The 23,459-nt window shown below is 53.9% G+C and carries 17 protein-coding genes and 4 tRNA genes; 11 read left to right on the forward strand and 10 right to left on the reverse strand.

Features of this window, described 5'->3' with window-relative positions:
* Nucleotides 1-10 precede the first annotated feature (10 nt).
* Nucleotides 11-1,963, forward strand: coding sequence for a type II secretion system secretin GspD (gene gspD / locus FFI61_RS02675; RefSeq protein ID WP_200369180.1), 1,953 nt, complete (start codon nt 11-13; stop codon nt 1,961-1,963).
* A gap of 12 nt (nt 1,964-1,975) precedes the next feature.
* Here gspD and FFI61_RS02680 read toward each other — a convergent pair whose 3' ends face one another.
* From FFI61_RS02680 to purE, 6 genes are all read right to left on the reverse strand, one after another.
* Entirely contained in the window at nt 1,976-3,985 is a 2,010-nt protein-coding gene (locus FFI61_RS02680) for a M48 family metalloprotease (RefSeq protein WP_200369181.1), read from the reverse strand.
* An 11-nt stretch (nt 3,986-3,996) separates the two neighbouring features.
* A complete protein-coding gene (locus FFI61_RS02685; RefSeq protein WP_200201196.1) occupies nt 3,997-4,584 on the reverse strand; it encodes a LemA family protein in 588 nt (195 codons plus the stop codon).
* A 23-nt stretch (nt 4,585-4,607) separates the two neighbouring features.
* Nucleotides 4,608-6,668 (reverse strand): putative bifunctional diguanylate cyclase/phosphodiesterase, encoded by a 2,061-nt coding sequence (locus tag FFI61_RS02690; RefSeq protein ID WP_200369182.1) that lies wholly within the window; start codon nt 6,666-6,668, stop codon nt 4,608-4,610.
* Nucleotides 6,669-6,937: 269 nt separating this feature from the next.
* Complete coding sequence (gene sodB, locus FFI61_RS02695) at nt 6,938-7,516, reverse strand: superoxide dismutase [Fe] (RefSeq protein ID WP_200201194.1); 579 nt, start codon at nt 7,514-7,516, stop codon at nt 6,938-6,940.
* Nucleotides 7,517-7,605: 89 nt separating this feature from the next.
* Nucleotides 7,606-8,730: a 5-(carboxyamino)imidazole ribonucleotide synthase gene (locus FFI61_RS02700; RefSeq protein WP_200201193.1), complete on the reverse strand. Its 1,125-nt coding sequence runs from the start codon at nt 8,728-8,730 to the stop codon at nt 7,606-7,608.
* A 206-nt stretch (nt 8,731-8,936) separates the two neighbouring features.
* On the reverse strand, nt 8,937-9,428 hold the full coding sequence (purE, locus tag FFI61_RS02705; protein ID WP_200201192.1) for a 5-(carboxyamino)imidazole ribonucleotide mutase: 492 nt from the start codon (nt 9,426-9,428) through the stop codon (nt 8,937-8,939).
* A gap of 310 nt (nt 9,429-9,738) precedes the next feature.
* Between purE and FFI61_RS02710 the strand changes: the two genes are divergently transcribed.
* From FFI61_RS02710 to FFI61_RS02730, 5 genes are all read left to right on the forward strand, one after another.
* The gene (locus FFI61_RS02710) at nt 9,739-10,731 is read left to right on the forward strand and encodes a hypothetical protein (RefSeq protein ID WP_200369183.1); all 993 of its coding nucleotides are present in this window, start codon (nt 9,739-9,741) and stop codon (nt 10,729-10,731) included.
* A gap of 230 nt (nt 10,732-10,961) precedes the next feature.
* Nucleotides 10,962-11,771 (forward strand): DUF2846 domain-containing protein, encoded by an 810-nt coding sequence (locus FFI61_RS02715; protein WP_310966016.1) that lies wholly within the window; start codon nt 10,962-10,964, stop codon nt 11,769-11,771.
* A 131-nt stretch (nt 11,772-11,902) separates the two neighbouring features.
* Nucleotides 11,903-11,978 (forward strand) — tRNA-Val (locus FFI61_RS02720).
* Between the two features lie 69 nt (nt 11,979-12,047).
* Nucleotides 12,048-12,124: transfer RNA gene (locus tag FFI61_RS02725), tRNA-Asp, on the forward strand.
* 8 nt (nt 12,125-12,132) lie between these two features.
* Nucleotides 12,133-12,208 (forward strand) — tRNA-Val (locus FFI61_RS02730).
* 40 nt (nt 12,209-12,248) lie between these two features.
* On the opposite strand, the gene FFI61_RS02735 is transcribed toward FFI61_RS02730, so the two are convergent.
* Nucleotides 12,249-13,655, reverse strand: a complete 1,407-nt coding sequence (locus FFI61_RS02735) for a 3-oxoacyl-ACP reductase (protein ID WP_200369185.1) — start codon at nt 13,653-13,655, stop codon at nt 12,249-12,251.
* A gap of 313 nt (nt 13,656-13,968) precedes the next feature.
* On the opposite strand from FFI61_RS02735, the gene FFI61_RS02740 reads away from it, so the two are divergent.
* Both FFI61_RS02740 and FFI61_RS02745 read left to right on the forward strand, forming a co-directional pair.
* Nucleotides 13,969-15,306: an acetyl-CoA C-acetyltransferase gene (locus FFI61_RS02740; RefSeq protein WP_200369186.1), complete on the forward strand. Its 1,338-nt coding sequence runs from the start codon at nt 13,969-13,971 to the stop codon at nt 15,304-15,306.
* A gap of 91 nt (nt 15,307-15,397) precedes the next feature.
* A tRNA-Met gene (locus tag FFI61_RS02745) sits at nt 15,398-15,474 on the forward strand.
* Between the two features lie 80 nt (nt 15,475-15,554).
* On the opposite strand, the gene FFI61_RS02750 is transcribed toward FFI61_RS02745, so the two are convergent.
* On the reverse strand, nt 15,555-16,790 hold the full coding sequence (locus tag FFI61_RS02750) for an FAD/NAD(P)-binding oxidoreductase (protein ID WP_200369187.1): 1,236 nt from the start codon (nt 16,788-16,790) through the stop codon (nt 15,555-15,557).
* Between the two features lie 296 nt (nt 16,791-17,086).
* On the opposite strand from FFI61_RS02750, the gene FFI61_RS02755 reads away from it, so the two are divergent.
* Genes FFI61_RS02755 through FFI61_RS02765 form a run of 3 tightly spaced genes read left to right on the forward strand, consistent with a single transcriptional unit; the run spans nt 17,087 to nt 20,799 of the window.
* On the forward strand, nt 17,087-18,859 hold the full coding sequence (locus tag FFI61_RS02755) for an assimilatory sulfite reductase (NADPH) flavoprotein subunit (protein ID WP_200369188.1): 1,773 nt from the start codon (nt 17,087-17,089) through the stop codon (nt 18,857-18,859).
* The gene (locus tag FFI61_RS02760) at nt 18,859-20,556 is read left to right on the forward strand and encodes an NADPH-dependent assimilatory sulfite reductase hemoprotein subunit (protein WP_227714562.1); all 1,698 of its coding nucleotides are present in this window, start codon (nt 18,859-18,861) and stop codon (nt 20,554-20,556) included. The genes FFI61_RS02755 and FFI61_RS02760 overlap by 1 nt, the downstream gene beginning before the upstream one ends.
* A gap of 24 nt (nt 20,557-20,580) precedes the next feature.
* Entirely contained in the window at nt 20,581-20,799 is a 219-nt protein-coding gene (locus FFI61_RS02765; RefSeq protein ID WP_200369189.1) for a hypothetical protein, read from the forward strand.
* Nucleotides 20,800-20,885: 86 nt separating this feature from the next.
* Here FFI61_RS02765 and FFI61_RS02770 read toward each other — a convergent pair whose 3' ends face one another.
* Together FFI61_RS02770 and FFI61_RS02775 are read right to left on the reverse strand one after the other, a co-directional pair.
* Nucleotides 20,886-22,361 (reverse strand): amidase, encoded by a 1,476-nt coding sequence (locus tag FFI61_RS02770; protein ID WP_200369190.1) that lies wholly within the window; start codon nt 22,359-22,361, stop codon nt 20,886-20,888.
* An 18-nt stretch (nt 22,362-22,379) separates the two neighbouring features.
* Nucleotides 22,380-23,387, reverse strand: coding sequence for a hypothetical protein (locus tag FFI61_RS02775; RefSeq protein WP_200369191.1), 1,008 nt, complete (start codon nt 23,385-23,387; stop codon nt 22,380-22,382).
* Between the last annotated feature and the right edge of the window lie 72 nt (nt 23,388-23,459).

A 23,459-nucleotide genomic window follows, 5' to 3' on the forward strand; every position in this document is an offset into this window, starting at 1 on the left:
AAATCGCCAGATGTATAACTACAAGACCAATTTTTTGCGGGCCTTGGCTCTGCTTATATTACTTCCCCTGATGTCGGTGGCGCACGGCCAGGATGAAACATGGAGGTTGAACCTTAAAGACGCGGATATCCGCGCTTTTGTTACTCAGGTGGCCGATATAACCGGGTACAGTTTTGTGGTGGATCCGCGGGTGAAGGGCAAGGTGACGGTTCTTTCCAGCGCGCCCATGAACAAGGAACAAATATACGATCTGTTCCTTGCAGTGTTGAACGTGCACGGCTTCACGGCCATTCCCGGTGAAGAAGTCATCAAGGTTGTGCAGCAGGTAGATGCCAAGCAATCCGCTGAAGTTCTCGGTCGATTCTCAAATATTCCCTCCGAACAGCTTATTACCCGTGTTATCCAGATTGATAATGCCAGTGCGCTGGAACTGGTACCTATTCTCCGGCCACTGGTGGCAAAGTATGGCCATCTGGCTGGTGTCGCGGCAGCCAATGCTCTGATTATCAGTGACCACGCATCCAACATTCAGCGTATGGAACAGATTGTTCGGGAGTTGGATAGCCCCTCCAAGTACGAGGTGGAGGTTATCAAGCTCAAGGAAGCCTGGGTTGGGGATATGGTGACTCTTTTGCAGGAGTTGGCGCCAGACGAGTTGGGTCGGGCAGGTAATGACAGCGCCGCAAGAAAATACAGTGTTACCGCTGATGAGCGCAGTAATCGCTTGATTCTCAGGGGTGATGAATCTTTCCGGAGCAAAATGCGTGGTTTGATTTCGCAGTTGGACCAGCCCTCCGCCAGCGGCGGAGCAACCAAGGTTATTCGCCTTAAACATGCTGACGCAAAAAGCCTTACGGAACTGCTGAAAGGTGTGATGGGTGAGCTATCCAAAGAGGGCTCAGGAGGAGCGGCCGGTGGTGGTGCCAGCAGCAAGCCCCAAGGCAGCTTTGCGGTATTTGCTGATGAGGGCCTCAACGCACTGGTGGTTCGTGGTGAGCCTTCGTTGATGCAAGAAGCGGAAGAGATTGTCGCAGCACTGGATGTACGTCGTGCTCAGGTGATGATTGAGGCCGCGATTGTGGAGATTAGTGATGAGCTGGGCCAGGACCTAGGCGTTCAGCTAGCGGTGGGTGATGAGTCCCGGGGCTCGACTCCGGTAATGGGCACAAACTTTGGCAACGTGGGTCGAAGCCTGGGGGATGTGCTCAGCGCCATACTGACGGAGTCTGTCATTACACCGGCGGTAGGAGGTGTTACCGTTGGTGCTGGCCAGAGAAATGAAAACGGTGTGAGCTGGGGTGTTCTTTTGCAGGCGCTCTCCACCTCTGCAGCGGCCAACCTGCTCTCGACACCGAGCATCATTACCCTGGATAACCAGGAATCGGAAATTATTGTGGGCCAGAACGTTCCTTTCCGCACGGGCCAGTCTACGGTGACGGGTGATGGCACTACCAACCCGTTTACCACCATTGAACGCAGGGATATAGGCCTCACCCTAAGGGTAACACCAACCATCAGTGCTGATGGCCTTGTGCGACTTGTGGTGGAGCAGACAACGGAAAGCGTTGCCGACAGTATTGAAGATGCATCAGACATTGTAACCAACAAGCGCGAGATCAAGACAACTGTGCTGGCGGATGATGGTGAAACCATTGTGCTGGGTGGTCTTACCCGCGATGACTATCTGGTTAACAAAAGTAAGGTGCCTTTCCTTGGCGATATTCCTTACCTCGGCAGGCTGTTTTCATCAGAGTCTGAGCGCCGGGTAAAGCGCAATCTGCTGGTGTTCTTGCGGCCCAAGATCATGCTTGGCAAGGCTGAGGCTGTTGAGGCTACATCGGAGAAGTTCAATAAACTCTGGAAGGTAAACCTCGATATTCGCAACAAGCTTGGCTTGCCAGAAATTAACGCTAGCCCGAGTGTGGATATTCTGTTCAATCAGGAGGAGCGGGTTCTTCGGTAAACCGGCTTCTCCTTACACCACCATTGGCGGCATCGGGCAGTCCATCTGATCCGCCACAAGCCTCATGAGTTCGTACTCTCTCGGTTCAATCACCCCGTCATAGGTGATGCAGTGGCCACAGGCGTCAATAATTGCGGGCTTTAATAGCGCTGAGAGCCCGTTAAGAGCTTTGAGTGCTTCCTGCAAATCGCGCATGCTTACCTTGGCAAGTATTGGGTACTCCGAATCCCCGTTGTTGGCAAATCCGGCCATAGCCTCAAGATACAAGGCGTTAACTTCCTCCTGTGTACTGTCTGATCCAGCCCGGGCCATAAGACTCAGAAGTCTTTGCAGTGCGGGCATGACGGCCTTGTAGCTGCGGTAACGCACCGGGATTACCCGAGCTGAATCCACCCCGAGATGGCGGGAGAGAAAGCTGGTAAGAGCCAGCTCGAACAGGGTGACCCGATTATCTGCCTTTACCTGCATCCTCACACACCGGATCAACTCGGCACGCTCTTCAGGGTCCAGTTTTCTCAGAGCTGGCATTGCGAGTTCCAGGGCCGGAAAGCGAATTGCTTCACCGATTTTCTGGAGCGTCGGAACGAGTTTTGCGAGCAGTTCAGGCTGTGGGCCAAACAGTGAGTTATCAGGAAGCAGGGCAAGGCGTTCAGACTGTTCTTTCTGGTTCAGGTCACTGATAAGCAGGGCATAACAGAGCTGAATAGCGCCCGCCCGGGTATAAAGCAAACCGCGAAAGGTTGAGGGCAAGCGTTGCAGCAGTTTGACCGCAAAGTCTTCCCCTTCCGGGCTGATGGTGCCGACTCTCTCTGACAGTTTTTGCATGCTGGCCGCCGGAGTAGGCGTGTGAGTGGCAATTGCAGAGCCCGACAGGGATGTTCGTCTGCCGGAGGCAGTGCCATAAAGGTCTGTAGCGGCGCTGGCAAAACCGGATGCGCCAGCTGGCTGCTGGCTCGTGGTTGCGGAGCGCAGGTCATCGCCTGATTCCGTATCGCGCAGGCGGCTTTTGAGCCGGGCCATAAGCCCCGGCTGAATTGCGTGTATGCGTTGGTCGATAGGCGGGTGAGAGGCAAGCAAAGAGGAGAACTTCATGCGCGTAGCTTCGCCAAAGCACATGTGGTTCATGTCACTGGCGTGGCCAGTGGTATCCAGGTAACTGCCTCGAAGCCCGATCTTGAAAAGAGCCCCGCCAATCCCGTCCGGATTGCGGGTGAACTGCACAGATGATGCATCTGCAAGGGTTTCCCGCTGGCGCGACACTGCGGCCTGAATAAGGCGGCCAAAAAATACGCCCACATAGCCGATGACAAACAGGGCTATGCCGATAATGCCCATGGCCGCCTGGGCCCGGCCATCCCGGTTACGGCCTGTGGTTCGTCCGCCGCTATAGAACGATGAACGAAGCAGGAAGCCGCCGATTTGCCCAATCATCAAGATGCCGGACAGCAAAGCGATAAGGCGAACGTTCAGGCGCATGTCACCGTTAAAAATGTGGCTGAATTCGTGTCCCACAACGCCCTGGAGCTCATCTCTGGTTAGTTGTGTGATAGATCCGTGAGTTACTACCATGACGGCGGAACCGGGGGTGTAGCCTGCTACAAAGGCGTTGATGCCTGTCTCGTTGTCCATAATGTAGAGTTCGGGCACAGGCACCCCGCTGGCAATGGCCATTTCTTCTACAATATTGCGTAGCTTTCGCTCGTCGCTGTCGCGGGTATCCGGGTCGATAGGCCGTGCACCAACCATTTTGGCAACGCGGCTTCCACCACCGGCAAGATCTACCCACCGCACGAGGGACCCCACGCATATGAGAAGCACCACTGCTGAAGCGGTAATCATGCCGTGGCTGGAAAGCAGCCAGTGGTGAAAGGGTTGGCCCGAGGTCTCACTGCGGGTTACGAAATAACCTACCAGACACACAGCCAGGGTAATCAGTATTACTGCTGTCAGAAACAGGAACACCAGCAGACTGGTATTGCGCCGGGCACTTGCCTGGCGCTGGAAAAAACCGGGATGAGCCATGGTTCAGAGACTCAGAAGGCTACTTTGGGAACCTGGCGGGCCTCAGGAGACTCAAGCTCAAGCTGGGAGGTTTCCTTGAAGGCGAACATGCCGGCAATTACGTTGTTGGGGAATTGCTCGCGGAAGATGTTGTAGCTCATTACACCATCGTTATAGGCCTGGCGGGCGAAGGACACCCGGTTTTCTGTGCTGGAAAGCTCTTCCATCAACTGCTGAATGGTCTCGTTGGCTTTCAGGTCCGGGTAGTTTTCGGCTACGGCGTAAAAATTCGCCAGTGCTTTGGTGAGCAGGTTCTCAGCACCGCCAAGGCGTTGGATTTTGGTGCCATCACCGGGATCTCTGGCAGCATCTTTCTGGGCGCTTACCGCATTGTTTCTTGCTTCCATCACCTGGGTGAGCGTTGATTTTTCATGCACGAGGTAGGCTTTGGCTGCTTCTACCAGGTTGGGAATCAGATCGTGCCTGCGCTGGAGTTGCACATCAATCTGCGCAAATGCGTTTTTGAATTGGTTGCGCAAGGAAACCAGGCGGTTATATATAGAAACCAGATAAATTACGGCAACGGCAATAACAATCAGGCCAATAATGGTAGTTCCCATGGCAACTCCTCAGATGTAATGAATCATGCGTCATTTTCGACGGTTTTCTGGTGAAATTCCTGCACAAAAGCCTCAAAGTCTGCAGGGCGCAAGGGCTTGCTGAAGAAATAACCCTGCGCCAGCTTGCAGCCACGCTGGGTGAGGTAGTACTCCTGCTCTGCCGTTTCGACACCTTCTGCAACAACTGTCAGGTTGAGGCTTCTTCCCAGGTCAATGATGGTGTTAGTGATGCGGGTATCTTCTTCATTAACCAGCAGGTCACGAATGAACTGCTTATCAATTTTGAGGTGCTGTACCGGCATCTTCTTGAGATAGGTAAGGGACGAATAACCGGTTCCGAAGTCGTCTACTGCAATGCTGATACCAGCGCGGTTAAGCGTGTGAAGCTTGGCTACTGCATCTGCAAGGTTGGTCATAAAACTGGTTTCGGTAACTTCCAGTTCCAGGCGGCCGGCGGGAATGTCATGGCGCTTCAGGGTGCCCAGAATATCATCAACAATACGATCCTGGCGTAGCTGCACCGCAGACAGGTTTACGGCAATGCGTAAAGGCAAGCCTTTGTCTGCCCACAACCTGGCTTGTAGGCAGGCCTGTTCAAGGACCCACTGGCCAATTTCGACAATAGAGCCGTTGTTTTCTGCGACGGGTATGAAGTAATCCGGTGGCACCAGCCCGCGAACAGGGTGATCCCAGCGGAGGAGGGCTTCGGCCCCAATCACTCGCTTGGTTTCAAGGTTCACTTGGGGCTGATAAACAAGGTACAGCTGGTTAAGCGCCAAGGCCTCTGACAAATCTTTCTCCAGCTGTTTGCGGTCGCGGATTTCCTGGTCGATGCTGGCAACGTAAAACTGAAAGTGATCCCGGCCTTTCTGTTTGGCCAGTATCATGGTTTGTTCTGCACTTTGCAGCAGCCGATCGGGCTGGATGGCATCGGAGGGATAAAGCGCAATGCCCAAGGTTGCTGTCATAGAGATGCTTTGGCCTTCGAGGCCCATGGTTTCGCTGACAGTGGCGAGGATTGCTTCCGCGGTATCTGCAGCTTGAAAGCCGTCTTTCAGACCCTTTTCGGTGATGACAAACTGGTCGCCACCGAGACGCGCGATGGTAAAGCGTGATCCGCTAAGTGTACTTATCAACCTGTCTGCGACAGTTTGCAGGGTGAAATCCCCAGTGCGAAAGCCACATTGATCGTTGATGGATTTGAAGTCGTCGATGCCGCAAACAATCACAGATAATAATGTGTTGTTGTGTTTGGATTCTTCAATGTCGGCCTTTAACAGTTCCATAAAACTGTCCCGGCTCAGTAGCCCGGTAAGCTGGTCGTAGCGGGCAAGCCTGCTCACCTTGTCTTCGGCTTCACGGTGACGCTTCTGGCTGTCACCAATGGCAATGAGCAGCGTGTTGGTAGCACTGACCCAGAGCCCGAGCTCATCTTTCTCGTGGCCGGTTGGTGTAACGACCAGGCGGTCGTCCGGGTGTTCGGGGTTCACTTGTTTAACTGAGTCTACGATGCGCAACAATGGGCGAGTCAGAAGCATGTAGAAAACGAAGTACAGCACCATGCCAAGAATAACAGCGGTAGCCACTACAGAAGTGAACGTGATCATGGCACGGCTCAGCCACATATGGGCCGAGGGCACAGTATCGTAGTGAACTACAAAGTGGCCGTACACGGTGCCAGGGTCGCCGCTACGGGTAAGTACTGTGGTGAACTGGCGTCTGGAGTCGAAGATCGCGTTTATTAATGGGTTGAACGCACTATCAGCTTTTGGCCGTTCACGGCTGCTAAGCGGTTCCCCATTGGTGTGAAGAATCTGGGCTAGCAGTACCGCTTCCCGGGCAAACAGGCCATCGACGACCTGGCTGGCCAAGTCGGCATCGATACTGAACACCGCTTGTGTGGCTGCATCTCTAACCATGGCAATGGTTTGCTGGGCCTGGTTATCCAGGTCAGCAGATACGCGCTGTGCATCCAGTACCACTTGTATGGCACTTACGATCACACCACTAACCAGCGCGACGGCAAGTATCCACCGAAGGATGCGGTAGCCAAGGCGGTTTTCGACCTCAAAGGATTTCTGCATTCAGACCCGTCTTTAGCATTGTTCGTCAGGCGCCCGTAAACTTAAAGCCGCGGAATGTCGGTAAACGGGTCTATACCCTTGCCGACAATGCGGATTATGGTTCAGGTTAAACCACACTGCATAGAGTATGGGTGATTATTTCAAATACTTCAGAATCCTGACGTTTTTATTTGTAAGTGTGACTGATTCTCCCACAAAAAACGCCCGCTGCAAGCGGGCGTTTTTTAGTCAGTCACTGCCGACTGCAACCTGAAATCCAGCCAGAGTAATCAGGCCAGATTTTCGTTCACGAAATCCCAGTTGATCAGATTCCAGAACGCGGCCAGGTAGTTCGGGCGGGAGTTGCGATAGTCGATGTAATATGCGTGCTCCCACACGTCAACAGTCAGTACTGGCTTGTCTGCGCTGGTCAGCGGTGTTTCCGCATTGCTGGTGTTGGCAATAGCAACACTGCCGTCTGCTTTTTTGACCAGCCATGTCCAGCCAGAACCGAAGTTTTTGGCGGCATTGTCATTAAATTCTTTTTTGAAGTTCTCGAATGAGCCGAACGCCTTTTCGATTGCTTCTTTTGCCGCACCTTTGGGTTCGCCGCCGCCGTTCGGGCTCAGGCAGTTCCAATAGAAAGTGTGGTTCCACACTTGTGCAGCGTTGTTGAACAATGGGCCACTGGCGCTTTTGATAATGTCTTCGAGTGATTTGTTGGCGTTGTCCGTACCTTCAACCAGACCGTTCAGGTTGGTTACGTAAGTGTTGTGGTGCTTGCCGTAATGATACTCGAGCGTTTCAGCAGAGATGTGTGGTTCCAGTGCGTTTTTTTCGTAAGGTAGTGCTGGAAGTTCAAATGCCATGAGGTCGTTCTCCCTGGTCTCTCTGTTTATGGTGTGTGTCTCGAACCTTATATGGGGTCGATTTGATCGATATCAACCCCTAAGGCGATTCATTCTTTACGGTTGCTGATAAGTGAGCTGTTGAATTCAGGGCTGCCAGGCAGAAATTGCACGCAGTTTCTGACCCGCCAAACCAGCTCTTCATAACTGTCCGCAAGAACATTAACGTGGCCTAGCTTGCGCCCGGGCCGCTCACCTTTGTTGTAAAGATGCACATGAGCGTAAGGGAGTTCCAGCAGACGTTCAACATCTCCGTGTTCTCCGATGATGTTAATCATGCAGCTTAGGCCTCGGGGCTCAACGCTGCCTAGTGGGTGCCCGCTTACGGCCCGGATGTGGTTCTCAAACTGGCTGGTCATTGCGCCTTCAATAGTCCAGTGCCCTGAGTTGTGAACCCGGGGTGCCATCTCATTGGCCACCAGCCCGTTGGCTGTTTCAAACAGTTCCAGGGTAAGTACACCTACGTACCCCAGCTCGTTCAACAATGCCTTTATATACCGCTCGGCATCTTCCTGAACGTGTTTTTCCAGTTTCGGTGCGGGGGCGATGGCGTAGCGCAAGATCCCTTCGTGGTGAACGTTTTCTGAAATCGGGTAGAAGGCCAGCTGGCCATCCTCACCGCGCACAGCAATGATAGAAACTTCGCGGCTGAACTCTACAAATTTTTCGACCATCAGCCGTGGGTGCCCGATGCTTTCCCAAGCGGCTTCTGCATCTTCCGGGCTTTTCAGAACGGCCTGGCCTTTGCCGTCATATCCTTCGGTGTTGGATTTGGCAACAACCGGGCAACCCAGACTTTCCGCAGCGGCTTTCAGGGATTCAGCGCTGTCGGCAATTTTCCATTGGGGGGTTGGGATGCCAAGCTCGCCGAACAGTGTTTTTTCGGCTTCGCGATTCTGGCAAATCTGGAGGGCGCGGGGGCAGGGGTGGACTGGCTTTTCTTTTGCCAGTGCTTCTGCGACCTCGACCGGAAGGTGTTCAAATTCGTAGGTTACGCGATCTACCCGTGAGAGAAAGTCGTCTAGGTATTTGCCTTCGCGATCAATGATAACTTCACCCAAACCAGCGCTGGGGCTGCCGGACATGTCATAGAAAACAAAGGTTTTGGCCAGCGGATATCCGGCGAGGGCAAGCATTCTTCCCAGTTGGCCGGCACCTAATACACCAATTCTCATTTGTGTTCTCCTGCCGCTGTCGGGCATTGATCAAAGTTTGGGGGAGTGGGCGGGCAGGGCTTTCCAAAACTGTGCGGAGCCATGGATGGCGGAGCCAAGCGTACATGGATGTATTCACAGCGTGTTTTGGAAAGTCCTGCCCGCACGCTCCTGCACAGTTTTGGAAAGCCTTGCCCCAGCCGCGCAATCTGAACTGGTCAGTGGGCTCACTGATCTTGCGGATCAGGGTTGTCCAGGATTGTTTGGGTCTGTGTTGCCCGGAACTCGTCTACCGTTTTTCTCACATCGGCATCAAAGGTGCCAATAATTTGTGCGGCCAGTAAACCGGCATTGGTGGCACCGGCGTTGCCGATGGCCAGGGTGCCTACAGCAATGCCGCCTGGCATTTGCACGATGGAGAGTAGCGAATCAAGGCCGCTGAGTGCTTTGGACTGAACGGGCACGCCCAGTACGGGTAAAGAGGTCTGCGATGCGACCATGCCGGGCAGGTGAGCTGCGCCGCCGGCGCCCGCAATGATGACTTTCAGGCCGCGGTCGGAGGCGCTTTTCGCGTAGTCGAAAAGGAGATCCGGGGTGCGGTGGGCTGAGACGACTTTGGTTTCATAGGCTACGCCGAGTTTTTCGAGCATGTTGGCGGCGTGTTCCATGGTGGGCCAGTCGGATTTGGAGCCCATGATAAGACCTACAAGCGGCTGCATACGCAACTGTCCTGTGATAATTGGAAAGCCGGACATTGTATGTTTTGGCTATCTGCCATGCAAGGAAGGTCTTTGGGTGCATGGTACGGCAGGGGCTTCTTTTCCAGGAACCGCTACAAGCACGTCCCTGTGCGCTTGTCTCCGGCCGTCCATGGCCTACGACATTCCTGGAAAAGAAGCCCCTACCGTACCCCGATCCCTGGCGTGGGAACGTATAACTCATACCTTTTGGTTTCTTCATTTCAACCCTTTGGCAGGTGCATGTATTATCAGGGCCAGTTAAATGAATCGCCCATACCCAGGAGTAGTAATGGAACCCATCCGTCCAGATGACGATGAGCTCAGAGCTGAACGACCTATCGGCACGCCGGAAAAAAAAGCGCCTGCCCAGAAGAAGCCGAAATCTTCAGGCGAGAGTGTTGGTAAGAGTGGAAGCAAAAGCGCAGGGGGTAATCCCAAGCCACCGAAGCAAGCCAGGAGCGCCAGTAATGGCGGCGGTAGCGGTCGGTCTGGGTTGGCTGTTTTATGGCTATTGGTGATTGCGGTGGCTGTTGCATCTGTGGCGGGATGGTATTCCCAGAATCAGCGGCTTCAGGTTTTGGAGGCGCAGTTGGAAGAGGCAGACTACTGGGCGCGGCAGAGTAAGTTGGCGTTGGCGCGGTTTGAGGGAGATCTTTCAGAGACAGGAGAGACTCTGGCAGAGAGCGGCGCGTCTTTGGCTGAGAATCTGGAGGCCCAGAAGAAGCAGTTGGATGCAGCGGATAGTGAAATACGGAAGCTTTGGGTTATCGCAAACGAGCGAAACAAAAAGCAGTTGGAAGATCATCAAAACCGGATTGCTGCGGTAGAAACCAGGCTTACTGAAAACCAGAAAGCATTGGCCGATACGAGCGCTACGGTTGAGAAGGTTCGGGTGTCGCTTGGTGCTGATGTGGCCGCGTTAGCGAAGCAAACAGAAACGTCCCTGGCCGTGTTGGAGGCTGCAAATCGTCAGGCAACAGAGCAGTTGACCACGCTGTCTAAGCAGTTGGCGGATGTTGACCAGGTTGTTGAGCAGCGGGTACGGCGTTTTGAGCAGGAGCAGAAGCTTGGGATCAGCGGCATAGAAGGGCGCTTGTCTGTCCTTGAGAAGAAGTTGGCCGGGCTTTCCAGTAAAGACGGTGAGCAGGCCCTCAGGAATGAGTTGGCGGCGATCAAGAGGGATGTGCAGGCGATTGATTCGTCCCGTGCGCAACTTACGTCGCGGCTTGTAAGGTTGTCAGAAGAGGTTAATCAGCTTCGTAGCCAGGTGTCCGGCCAGTAGTAGCTAATCTGGAATATACCCGAGTGGCGCCGCACTGGTAGTGGGCGCCCACTTTCGTAACATTTTGTTATCCATCTCTTGCGGTACCTCTCATTTATACCGCGTGGCAGTTGCTATGATCGGGCAACTCACCAAAGGATGAAGAGTTAACAAAAATGAAAACCCCTGTGTCTTTTCTTGAGCCGTTCAATCTGCGTTCGTTTTCCTTCCATGTGCTGTTAATTGCATCGATGTTGTCTGTATCCGGGTGCACTATTTACCAGTCTATCGGGAAAAGCACCGGGTCGTTTTTGCACCCGGTGTCTGGCCATGATTTCGTGCATATTGATAACGACGACTGGGATCGCAAGCACGCCGTATTGTATTTTTATCGTACTCACTCCGAATGGGCCGACGATGAAATTGAAGCCCCCAGTGTTTACGTTGACGATTCACACTATTTTAATATCCGAAACGATAGCTATACCTGGCTGGTGGTCAGCCCCGGTGAGCGCCATGTTGCCATGCGCAGGCCGCTACTGGGGCTGGAGGGGCTAAACTCGTTCAGTCTTAGCCTGATTGCCGATGCCACATTTACTGTCGAGCCGGGCGGTATTTATTATTTGCGGTACAACGAACTCTCTGAGCCCACGCAGGCCCATCCCGAACTGGATCCTGAGCACCCACTTGCCCAGGGTGACCTTCGCCTGGTTACACGGGAATACGCGATGCAGGAGGGGGAAATAGTCTCGACTCGTTTCCTGAATAGTGATTTGCTGGCGCCTAACCACGCGGCAGCATCTATTGTGGAAGACAATGAAGATGCCGACTACGAGCGGCGCATGGCGCTTTTGGAAGAAGAGCGTGAGCTGGAGTTGGAGCGGCTGGAGCGTGAAGGGCTTTATAAGCCAGCGCCCTGGTACTGGCCGTTTGGTGGTGCACCATCGGTTCCGTTGGAGTCAGACCAGAAGATGGAGCAGTTGGAGCAGGAGTACGCCCAACTGGAGTTGGAGCGCAAACGTCGTAAGGAGGAAAATTCCAGTGGTTGGTGGTTTTTCTAGGGTTTCCGGAAAAAGATTTGACACCGCCGAACAAATGCTTAAAATGCGCCTCTCACTTGGTTGAGCAATGAAGTCTGTTCGCAGGCAATATCATCAAATTCAAGTGAGTGCCTTTGAAAGGTGACTGAAGTGGGTGGTTAGCTCAGCTGGGAGAGCATCGCCCTTACAAGGCGAGGGTCACTGGTTCGATCCCAGTACCACCCACCACTTTCTTTCAAGGCAAGTATCGGGCTCTTGAGTTCGGTACACGATTCAGGCTTAATGCCGGATCAATGCGGAGCGGTAGTTCAGTTGGTTAGAATACCGGCCTGTCACGCCGGGGGTCGCGGGTTCGAGTCCCGTCCGCTCCGCCACTCTTTCTGGGTGGTTAGCTCAGCTGGGAGAGCATCGCCCTTACAAGGCGAGGGTCACTGGTTCGATCCCAGTACCACCCACCAGATACTAAAAAGGGCAAGTCCAATGGACTTGCCCTTTTTTTTACTTCCCGATCAGTGATTGACCGCACACCCGAACAACGTTCCCGTTCACACCACCAGATGCAGGGCTGCAGTACCAGGCAATGGTTTCAGCTACGTCGACAGGCTGACCGCCTTGAGAAAGGCTGTTCATGCGCCGACCGGCTTCGCGCAGGGTCATAGGCATGGCGGCTGTCATCTGGGTTTCAATGAACCCAGGAGCGACCACGTTGATGGTGACCCCGTTCTTTACCTGCTTTGCCATGGCCTCCACATAGCCAATCACGCCGGATTTCGCAGCTGAATAGTTTGTCTGCCCAAAGTTCCCTGCAATGCCGCTGATAGACGAGATGCAAACAATACGGCCATTTTCTTTAAGCAGGTCGCGGCCCATGAGTTCGTCGTTGATATGTTCTTCAGCTGTCAGGTTAACGTCGATGGTCATGTCCCAGAAGTGTTCAGGCATATTCCCCAGAGTCTTGTCACGGGTGATGCCGGCGTTGTGAATAACCAGATCTACGCCACCAAAGTGCTTCTCAATAAAGTTTGCGATTTTTGCCGGAGCATCTGCCGCGGTGATGTCGCAGGCCAGAGCTTTGCCCTTGATGGCGTTGGTAACTTTTTCGAGCTCTTCCATCGCGGGCTCAATGTCCAGCCCGATCACCGTGGCGCCATCCCGGGACAGGGTCTGTGCAATAGATGCGCCAATACCCCTTGAAGCGCCCGTTACCAGTGCAACTTTGCCGGCCAGTGGCGCAACCGGGTTTGTAGTGGGCGTGCCGGTGGTTTTGCCGATACGAACTACCTGACCAGAAACATACGCGGACCGTGCAGACAGGAAGAATCGCAGGCTGGATTCCAGTTGCTTTTCGGCATTGGGTGCAATCCAGAGCAAGTTGGCGGTGGCGCCTTTCTTGCCGATTTCTTTACCTACGGCGCGAGTGAAGCCTTCCAGGGCTTGCTGTGCTGCAGCCTGAGGTGCTTTGCGGCAAGTTGCAGGGTCTTGGCCTATGACAACAACCCGTGCATTGGCGGCAAGCTTTTTGATGGTGGGGTGGAAAAAATCGTAAAGAGCGCGAAGGTCGTCAGGACCTTTCAGGCCAGTGGCGTCGAATACCAGTGCCGAGAATTTTGTTGTGTTTTCTGAAGCCAGATCCAGAGCCTTGGCTTTATTGCCAGCTTTGGATGAATCTTCCAGTGACACTTTGCCGCTGGCATGGTGCAGTGTGGCTGCACTGGCACCCAGCACGCCGCCAATGACCGCTATGGCTTTGCCGCCGTTGCCTGCGCCAACCAGCACGTCACCTTCAATAAACGGCTGATCTGCGCGCTTGAGGCGCTTCAGTGGCACAGGTGATGGCAGGCCAAGGGTTTGTGCGGCAGTTTTGCCTACGGGTGTGTTTACGAGTTTGAGATAGATGTCAGACATGGCTTCGTCCTTGCGTTGGTGAGATGTGTGGAGCATGTTGATGCACAGAGTAATGAATCCGCCAGCCATGTGATTGACTCAACGCTTGTACGGCATTGTCATGCCTGCCAATGAGACAGCTGCAGTTAGCGCTAAACTGGCGTTCCTATATTGCTTATCTTGAGTGTAGGGGCATGAAGAAGGAGCCTTCCAAAACACGCTGTGAATACGTCCGTGTTCGCTCGGCTCCGCCATCCCTGGCTCCGCACGGTTTTGGAAGGCTCCTTCTTCATGCCCTCTTACTCCGGAACTAAATTAACGAAAGGATAGCATCATGGCACAGGCTCAAAAGTCCAACCAGAAGAAACCAGCAGCGGCTAAAGCCGCAGAAAAGGGCGCGAACGGCGTTCGTCGCGTCGCGATTCTTGGCGGCAACCGGGTTCCTTTTGCTCGCTCTAACACTGTTTACAGCAAGATCAGCAATCAGGAGCTGTTGACGTCTGCCCTGCGCGGTCTGGTGGACCGCTTCGACCTTCAGGGCAAGCGCCTTGGTGAGGTTGTAGCAGGTGCTGTTATGAAGCACTCCCGGGACTTCAACCTGACCCGGGAAGCGACACTTAGCTGTGGGCTTGCACCGGAAACACCGGCTTATGATATTCAACAGGCCTGTGGCACAGGTTTGGAATCGGCCATTCTTGTGGCTAACAAAATCGCTCTCGGCCAGATTGAGTGTGGTATTGCAGGTGGTACCGATACAACCTCTGATGCGCCTATTGGTGTAAGTGAAGGCCTGCGGGAAATTCTGCTGGACCTGAACCGTGCCAAGACTAACGGTGACAGGTTGAAGATTCTCAGCCGCATACGCCCCAGCCACCTGAAGCCGGATATCCCGCAAAATGGCGAGCCCCGCACAGGCATGTCCATGGGTGCCCACGCCCAGGTTACGGCTCATGAATGGTCAATCCCAAGGGATGAGCAGGATTTGCTGGCATGGGAAAGTCATCAGAAGCTGCTCAAAGCCTATGAAGAAGGCTTCTTTGATGATCTGATGACGCCGCTTGCGGGTCTTGAGAGAGACAATATCCTGCGCCCGGACACCACGCTGGAAAAGCTGGCAACTCTTAAGCCGGCATTCGATCGCGAGAATGGCACCCTGACCGCTGCGAATAGCACGGCTTTAACGGACGGCGCTTCCTGCGTGCTTCTGGCCAGCGAGGAGTGGGCGAAAGCCAACAACTTTGAAGTAAAGGCCTGGCTGACGTTCTCTGAGGTGGCCGCCGTTGACTTTGTGGACAAAAAAGAAGGCTTGCTGATGGCTCCGGCATACGCCGTGCCCCGGCTTCTAGAAAAAGCAGGTATTACGCTGCAGGATTTTGACTTCTACGAAATCCACGAAGCCTTTGCCGCTCAGGTTCTTTCAACCCTCAAGGCGTGGGAAGATCCTGCGTTTTGTAAAGACAAGCTAGGCTTGGATAAGCCTCTGGGCAGCATCGACCGCGCTAAACTGAACGTGAAAGGCAGCAGCCTCGCCACTGGCCACCCATTTGCCGCCACGGGTGGACGCATTGTGGCTACGCTCGCCAAGATTCTGGAAGAGAAAGGCAGTGGCCGGGGGCTGATTTCAATCTGCGCAGCCGGTGGTCAGGGCGTAACGGCCATTCTGGAGCGATAAGTTGCCCGAAAGTCGGAATAGTCTTTGACAGACCGGCTTCGGCTCCGTAGTATGCGCGCCACGGTGATCGAGAGACCACCAACCAGTTTGATGCGGGGTGGAGCAGTCTGGTAGCTCGTCGGGCTCATAACCCGAAGGTCGTAGGTTCGAATCCTGCCCCCGCTACCATATAAAAAAGGCAGATCAGTTACTCACTGATCTGCCTTTTTTCGTTTTGACTCTTTGAATTACCCCTGCGGCGGTCCGCCTTAACGGGCTTTGTGTGCAATATCTCCCTCTCGACCTCTGAGCATGTAGTCAAAGTAAAACGGAGGCAGCGCACGCTTCTTCACTTGCCAGTAGAAGGCAGATTCTTTGAAGGGGCTCAGGGGCAGGGTGGGTGTTACCTTCCCGCCATACACAAACTCCGCAAGCATCACCTTTCCATAGCCTGTGACGATGGGGCAGGAGGTGTAGCCGTCGTAACTTGCCTTCAGTTGCCCGTTCGCCAGTTGAGCCAGAATGTTGGTGGCCGCTACTGGCGACTGCTTGCGGACGGCAGCCGCTGTTTTTGACGTTGGCAACGAACTGCAATCCCCCAGACTGAACACATTGGGAAAGCGCACATGCTGCAGTGAGTGCTGGTCTACATCTACCCAGCCATCGGCATTCGCCAGTGGGCTGGCTTTTACAAAGTCGGGGGCGCACTGTGGTGGCGTTACATGTAGTAGATCAAAGCGTTCTGTTATTTCCCGGGCTTCTCCCTCGCCATCGGTAAAGCGGAATGTGGCTTCTTTCGTGTCGCCATTCACAGCAACCAAATTGTGGTTCATCAAAAGACCGATGTTGTGCCTGCGAGCCACCTTTTCCAGGTGCGGGACAAAGTCCGGCACGCTGAAAAGGGCGCCGCCTGCGGCGTAAAACCTCAATTCACTCTGCCCGGCTATCTGATTTTTGCGGAAGTAGTCTGCGGCCAGATAAGCAATTTTTTGGGGTGCGCCGGCGCACTTGATTGGGGCCGGAGGTTGCGTGAAGAAGGCTTTGCCGCCACGGAACTGTTTGATGCATTGCCACGTGTATTCTGCCACTGAGGGGGCATAGTTGCTGCATACGCCATTGTGCCCCAAAGTTTCCCGCAAGCCCTCTACTTTATCCCAGTCCAGCTTCAGGCCAAGCGTGACGACCAGAATGTCGTACCCAAAGGAGCGGCCATCATCAAGAATAATCCGGTTCTGTTCCGGTTGAAGCTCCTGTGCAGCAGCTCTTATCCAACGTGCGCCTTTCGGGAGGGTTTGCGCTTGGGGGCGAGCCGTTTTGGCCAGAGAATATGCACCGCCACCCACAAGTGTGAGAGCTGGTTGATAGTAGTGCACATCGCCTGGTTCAACGATGGCGACATCCAGACCAGGGCGTTGTCGAAGCAGCGATGCGGCAACACTGGTGCCAGCAGCACCGGCGCCGATAATGACTACTTGGTGGGTGTGTAAAGATGCACTCTGTGACATTGCTGATACTCCTTGAGGGAGCCTGCTGAGAAGCCCCTTGTGCATGAGAAAAGTGGTATCAGCTTAAAAGTATTTCGATATTCTATGAAATGATTAAGGTCATTTCGGTTAGAGCTATTTTGCATATCTTTAATGTATATAAAAAACAGCTAATTAGCCCATATATCGAATATATCGATTTGTTTGTCCTGTCTATTTCATTTTGTCGCTTATTTAGTGATTCCTAGAGTAGTGGCGGTTTCAACAGGTTTGGTTGAAACCGGTAATTTATTTACGGCCCACACGGATCATCCAACATGACGACAGATCTGAAATCATCTCCCCTCTCTGCGAATCAGCAGGCGCGGTTGGCAGAGCTTCTTGACGGCATAGGTGAAGGTCAGCTTTTCTGGCTGGCTGGATTTCTGGCCGGGAAGTGCTCGGGTGGCTCCGCAAACGCGCCCGTGTCTGCAACCCCTGAACTGACCGTTTTATTCGGCTCGCAAACCGGTAATGCAGAGGAGCTTGCACAGCGACTGGCCGCCCGTGCTTTGGACAGAGGCGTATCCGCCAAAGCGATAGATATGGCTGACTACAAGCCCAAGCAATTGAAGAATGAACAGTACCTGGCGGTGCTGGCATCTACCCATGGGGAGGGCGATCCACCAGACAATGCGTTGGATTTGCATGAGTTTCTGCATGGTAAAAAAGCGCCGAAGCTGGATGGCCTCCGCTACAGTGTTCTGTCGTTGGGAGATTCCAGTTACGAGCATTTTTGCAAAACCGGTCAGGATTTCGATAACAAGCTTGCGGCTCTGGGCGCAACGGCTTTGGCTGAGCGTGTGGATTGCGATGTGGATTATGAGGATCAAGCTGAAGATTGGATCAACCGGGTACTGGAAACCATTGCCAGTGAGGCAGGAGCGAGTCAGCCTGCGGCTAATAGCCCGATTGCGGCAGCGCAGCGACCAATCTCGACCTTTAGCCGGAAGAATCCTTATCCGGCGACTATTCTCACCAATCAATTACTCAGTGGCCGAGGTTCCGATAAGGAGGTGAGGCACATTGAGTTGTCACTGGAGGATTCCGGGCTTGTTTATAAACCCGGTGATGCGGTGGGTGTATACCCGGAAAACAACCCCGCCCTGGTTAACAATTTGTTGAGTGCCTTGGGCTTTGATGGTGAGCAGCGTGTGTTCGTGGAGGAGAGCGATATTCCGCTGCGGGAGGCCCTGGCTTTCTACCGGGAAATCACCCTGCTTACACCGCCGCTAATGAAGCATTGGGCAGATCGGGTGGAGAGTGATGCGCTAAAGGCTTTGGTGGCAGATAGGGCTGAAATGAAGGCGTGGACAGAAGGGCGTGACCTTCTGGATCTGGTTCAAGCTTGGCCCATAGCCGGACTTGAACCACAAACGCTGGTTGACCTGTTGCGCAAGCTGCCCCCAAGGCTCTACTCCATCAGTTCCAGCCAAGCCGCCGTGGAAGATGAAGTACATATCACCGTGGCCGCCGTGCGCTATGCCAGCCATGGTCGAAATCGTGAGGGTGTTGCATCTGTCTGGCTATCTGAGCGGATGAGTGAAGGCGCCAAGCTACGAGTCTATATCGATCCCAACACGAAGTTTGCCCTGCCGGATGACAGCAAGCCGGTGATCATGATTGGCCCGGGCACCGGCGTAGCGCCCTTCCGTGCCTTCCTGCAGGAGCGGGAAGAACGGGAGGCGGAAGGTGAAAACTGGTTGTTCTTTGGTGATCGTCGGTTTCGCAGTGATTTTCTCTACCAATCGGAATGGCTCAAGTGGCGACGTGATGGCCTGCTTACAAGGCTGGATGTGGCTTTCTCCCGGGATCAGGCTGAAAAACGCTATGTGCAACATTGCCTGAAGGAAAACAGCGCCGAGGTATGGGCCTGGCTGCAGCGCGGCGCCAGTCTGTATGTGTGCGGCGATGCCGACAAAATGGCCCCGGATGTGCACCAGGTATTGCTGGATATTGCCAGTGAGCAGGGAGGGCTGAATCCGAAGCAGGCTGAGGATTACCTGCGCCAGTTAAACCGGGATAAACGTTACCAGCGGGATGTGTACTGATGAGTGAAAAATTGCCTGAAGCCGAAGTGATCAAGCGGGAAAGTAACTATCTGCGTGGAACCATTCTGGAAGGGCTGGCGGATCGTACCACCGGTGCCTTGCCGGAAGACGACACCAAGCTGACCAAATTTCACGGTTCATACCAGCAGGATCACCGGGAAGTCCGGGATGAACGCCGGCGCCAGAAGCTTGAGCCGCTGTATCAGTTTATGGTGCGTTTGCGTTTGCCCGGGGGTGTTCTGACCACGGATCAGTGGTTGGGCCTGGATAAAATCGCCGACGAGTGTGCGGATTCTACCTTGCGCCTGACGACACGCCAAACGTTCCAGTTCCACGGCGTATTCAAGGAGCAGATGCAGCCGTTCATGCAGAAAATCCATGCTTTGGGACTGGACAGTCGTGGAGCCTGTGGCGATGTGAATCGTAACGTGATCAGCAACGTAAACCCTCATCAGTCGCAGCTGCACGGAGAAATTCATGAACTCTCTCTGGCAATCAGTGAACGGTTGCGCTGGCGCTCGGCAGCTTATGCCGAGATCTGGCTAGGGGAAGAGTGCGTCCAGAAACTGGGCGAGGAAGAGGAGCCTTTCTACGGATACAAATATCTTCCCCGCAAGTTCAAAATTGCGCTGGCGATTCCCCCGGAAAACGACTGCGACGTATTTGCTAACGATATCGGGCTGATCGCTATTGTTGAAGATGGCCAGATTCGTGGGTTCAACGTGGTCGTTGGTGGAGGAATGGGGCTTACCTATGGCGATCCGGCCACCTATCCGCGCCTGGCTACAATGGCGGGCTATGTTGCGAAAGAGCAGATTGTGGATGCGTGCGAAGCAATCTGTGCCATTCAACGGGATTTCGGTGACCGTACCAACCGCGCCCATGCTCGATTCAAGTACACCATTGATGATTACGGCATGGACTGGTTCCGTGAGCGTTTTGAGGAATACCACAAGCACGCCTTTGAAAAACCGCGCTCGTTCAGCTTGAGCCACAACGGCGACCGGTTTGGCTGGGTTGAGGGCGAAGATGGTAACCAGCACCTTACGCTGCTTATTCCTACCGGTCGGGTGGCCGATACTGAAAGCGGGCTTTTGCGAACGGCATTGCGAAAGATTGCAGAAGCGCACAACGGCAGCTTCAGGATTACCTGCAATCAAAATCTGGTGATCGCCAACGTCGCACCTGAGAAAAAAGCAGCAGTGGATGCCATCGTAGAGGAATACAAGCTGGATGCCGGCAATCGCAGTTCACCCCTGCGCCAGAACTCCATGGCGTGTGTTGCTCTGCCAACCTGTGGCTTGGCGATGGCAGAATCCGAGCGCTTTCTGCCGGACTTTGTGACCCGGGTTGAAAGAACCATGGCAGAAGAGGGGCTGGAACCAGATGCCATTAACCTGAGGATTACCGGTTGCCCGAACGGCTGCGCACGGCCATATTTGGGAGAGATTGCACTGACTGGCAAGGCGCCAGGCAAATACAATCTCTATCTGGGGGCGGATTTCTCAGGCCAGCGTATGAACAGGCTTTACCGTGAGAATATTGATACAGACACCATACTGGACGAGTTGCGCCCCCTGTTCCGCGCCTATCAGCAAAAGCGGAATGCCCGGGAGCGGTTTGGTGATTTTCTGGTCAGAGTTGGTATTGTGGAGCAGGAGCGCACGCCGGCTATGTTGCATCAACCATTGAAATGAACCGGGTTGTTCGAAAGGAGCATTATGAGCGACGCAGAAACCAGAGAGTGGGAGCGTCTTGCCTTTGTAGCGGGGCGGGATGGTGTGCCTGCTGCATTGGCATTTGCTCAGCAAGGTTACCGGCAATACAGTGCAGCGATTCGTGAAGCGGAATCGGGTGGCAATCAATACGGTGCTGCGTATCGAGACAGCTTGAATGCGTCGCTTGCCGTTTATCAGTCCTATATTGCAAAGAATGAGTAAGCAATAACAAACCTCTGTATAACACGGCCAAAGTTGGCGGCATTATTCAGAGGTTCGCAGAGAGAATATTACTTGGCTATTGGGCGTTAAAACCCGTTCGGAATCTCGAACCCGGCCAGCCCGGCCTCTTCAAGCAAGCGTGCGAAACCAATGGTGGTAAGGTCCATCCCCGGTGCTCCAATCACTTGCACATTAAACGGCAGTCCTTCGCTGGTCCGGCCTATGGGAACGGACGTGGCTGGTAATCCGAGAAGCGTGGCGAACGCAATCCAGCAAAACTGATCCATGTAAGCGCGGGGTTGCCCAGCAACGGTAATACGACGTTTGAACACGGGGTTGGAATGATCATGCCGGATAGCCGCCGTGGGTGTTATGGGCGTCAGAAGCACATCTACTTCCTGGAACAGGGTTTCGATCTCTGCTCGCATCTTCTCCCGCGCCTCGCTCATGGCCATCCATTGATAGGAGGGCTGGTTTGCACCACGGCCATATTCACCAATGAAGGGTGTCATGGGGCCAAAGAAAGTAAGCCACTTTTCCAGTCGGGCAATCCATTTAAGCTGGCGGCGCTGGGCAGGTTTTAGCGAAGTGCTTAGTAGGCTACCCAGCAGATTGAAGTAGGCAGGTAGTGTGTGCTCAAGGTTCAACAGGGGGTGCTTTGCTTCTGATACAAGAGCGCCTTTGTCTGCAAGCTGTTTGCCTAGTGCCCGGTAGCCGTCGGTCAGTTCCTGTTCTACCGGGCACAAGCTGTCTTCCAGCCATAGCCCCACCCGTGCCTGTTTCAGGGTTTTCAGGCGTGAGGGCGCCATTTCCAGCTGCCAGCACCGGCTGTCAACTGGCTTGGGACCGGCAATTACCTTTAATAAAAGTTCGAGATCCTTCGCGTTCCGGGCGAGAGGGCCACCCTCTGCCAGATCCGGTTGCGATTGCGTGCCTGGCGGCCCGGGAATGTGTCCGCGAAATGACACCAGTGAGCGCGACGGTTTATGCCCGAATACGCCGCAAAAGTGCGCTGGAATGCGAATCGAGCCCGCCAGATCGCTGCCCACCTCCAGCGGTGTCATCCCCGCCGCCAAGGCTGCAGCCGCGCCACCTGAAGAGCCGCCCGGGGTGTGGGCAGGGTTATACGGGTTGTTGGTTACGCCAAACAGCTTGTTGTAGCTTTGCAGATCGGTCGCGTATACAGGCACGTTGGTTTTACCCAGAATAATAGCCCCGGCATCTTCCAGTCGTTGCACTACATCGGCATGGCGCTCAGGCTTGTGATCGCGCAGCGCGCTGGCGCCGGCAGTGCATGTCATCCCGGCCACTTCCCAGGTGTCCTTTATGGTGAGGGGAAGTCCGTGCAAGGGGCCGACTGCTGCGCCAGATGCTCGCTTCTGGTCGGCTTTCCGCGCCTGCTCAAGCACGCGAGCTTCGTCGAGAGTAACAATGGCGTTCACCACCGGGTTGTGCTCGCGGATTCTTGCGAGCAGTTCCGTCACAAGCTTCTCGCTGCTCAGGGTGCCAGCTTCAAGTTGTGCCAGCAGCTCATGGGCCGGCTGATAATGCAGTACATCCATAGTGCGTCTCTTATTATGTTAGGGGAGCTGCTCTCGCCAGCGTTTGACTTTGACCTGGCCTTTGATGGCATCGATGATTTCGACAATCAGCGCGATCAGTGCCTCATTTCTTGCTTCAACGCTGTCTGCTTCTCCTGGCCCGCGAATAAAGGCGTTCACGATATCTTCAATAAACGCATGGTTTGCAGAAGAGGCCAGGTCTTCCAGAATCTGCTGGATAACGTTGGCTACAATATCGCCCACTGCATCTTCAAGGGTTTCCTGAATGGTTGAGCCTACTATTGGCAGGTATTTGAGCCGTGACAGTTCCACATTTTGTTTCAGCGCATGGTCAACCCGGTCCTCAAGGTAATTTCTCAATGCTCCGCGGTTGGGGACGTAACCTTCCTTTGCAGCCTGAGCAACCCGCTGGGAGATCCATCCGGACAGCATCTCCCGCCGTGGGTACAGGATATCGTTCTGGACCTTTTCAAAAAGCGGAGAGCCCAGAGTTATTTCGTGCTGCACACCACTCAGCACCTTGGTTACGATACGGTCTGAAAGCTCTTCCATGAACGCTTCATAGTAGAAATTGAAGAAGCGGTAAATTCCGGTGCTGGTAACATCGATGATCTTGTGCTGATGCAAGCGGTGCACAATAGACACGATTCGCAAAATTCTCAGGAATCGCAGGCTACCTACAGGTATACAGCCCACCAGATCATACCAGTGGATAAAGGGGTAAAAGTACCAGCGGTCGTACACTTTGGCCTTGATTTCATAGGCCCAGCGCAGAGAAAATTCGGCCAGGAAGACTGCGACGAACATGGCATCATAAAAAATGAAGTTTTCGTGAATAGGGTGGTAGGCGGCCTGAAAGGCCGGAAGGTGTTCCTTCAGCGCATTCTGGATAGCAATGAAGCTATAGACAGAATCCCAGATAATAAACGCGAGGTTGATGATGATCAGGCCCAGCATCAGGAAATCGATAATCAACCAGGTAGTCTGGTGGCTGGATTTCAGGTTCTCGCGGTTAATTTTCAGCATTCGCTGGTATCCGTCCTCTATGGTCTAATAACGTTCTCTGGTATTTCGACAGGTTAGCGCATTTGCACTGGG

This window comes from Marinobacter sp. DY40_1A1 (genome assembly GCF_016597815.1).
Taxonomy (GTDB): domain Bacteria; phylum Pseudomonadota; class Gammaproteobacteria; order Pseudomonadales; family Oleiphilaceae; genus Marinobacter; species Marinobacter xiaoshiensis.

Bases quoted from the DNA above. Each gene is read 5' to 3' on its own strand.
- gspD (WP_200369180.1), top strand. From the start codon at position 11: ATGTATAACTACAAGACCAATTTTTTGCGGGCCTTGGCTCTGCTTATA.
- FFI61_RS02680 (WP_200369181.1), bottom strand. From the start codon at position 3,985: ATGGCTCATCCCGGTTTTTTCCAGCGCCAGGCAAGTGCCCGGCGCAAT.
- FFI61_RS02685 (WP_200201196.1), bottom strand. From the start codon at position 4,584: ATGGGAACTACCATTATTGGCCTGATTGTTATTGCCGTTGCCGTAATT.
- FFI61_RS02690 (WP_200369182.1), bottom strand. From the start codon at position 6,668: ATGCAGAAATCCTTTGAGGTCGAAAACCGCCTTGGCTACCGCATCCTT.
- sodB (WP_200201194.1), bottom strand. From the start codon at position 7,516: ATGGCATTTGAACTTCCAGCACTACCTTACGAAAAAAACGCACTGGAA.
- FFI61_RS02700 (WP_200201193.1), bottom strand. From the start codon at position 8,730: ATGAGAATTGGTGTATTAGGTGCCGGCCAACTGGGAAGAATGCTTGCC.
- purE (WP_200201192.1), bottom strand. From the start codon at position 9,428: ATGCAGCCGCTTGTAGGTCTTATCATGGGCTCCAAATCCGACTGGCCC.
- FFI61_RS02710 (WP_200369183.1), top strand. From the start codon at position 9,739: ATGGAACCCATCCGTCCAGATGACGATGAGCTCAGAGCTGAACGACCT.
- FFI61_RS02715 (WP_310966016.1), top strand. From the start codon at position 10,962: ATGTTGTCTGTATCCGGGTGCACTATTTACCAGTCTATCGGGAAAAGC.
- FFI61_RS02735 (WP_200369185.1), bottom strand. From the start codon at position 13,655: ATGTCTGACATCTATCTCAAACTCGTAAACACACCCGTAGGCAAAACT.
- FFI61_RS02740 (WP_200369186.1), top strand. From the start codon at position 13,969: ATGGCACAGGCTCAAAAGTCCAACCAGAAGAAACCAGCAGCGGCTAAA.
- FFI61_RS02750 (WP_200369187.1), bottom strand. From the start codon at position 16,790: ATGTCACAGAGTGCATCTTTACACACCCACCAAGTAGTCATTATCGGC.
- FFI61_RS02755 (WP_200369188.1), top strand. From the start codon at position 17,087: ATGACGACAGATCTGAAATCATCTCCCCTCTCTGCGAATCAGCAGGCG.
- FFI61_RS02760 (WP_227714562.1), top strand. From the start codon at position 18,859: ATGAGTGAAAAATTGCCTGAAGCCGAAGTGATCAAGCGGGAAAGTAAC.
- FFI61_RS02765 (WP_200369189.1), top strand. From the start codon at position 20,581: ATGAGCGACGCAGAAACCAGAGAGTGGGAGCGTCTTGCCTTTGTAGCG.
- FFI61_RS02770 (WP_200369190.1), bottom strand. From the start codon at position 22,361: ATGGATGTACTGCATTATCAGCCGGCCCATGAGCTGCTGGCACAACTT.
- FFI61_RS02775 (WP_200369191.1), bottom strand. From the start codon at position 23,387: ATGCTGAAAATTAACCGCGAGAACCTGAAATCCAGCCACCAGACTACC.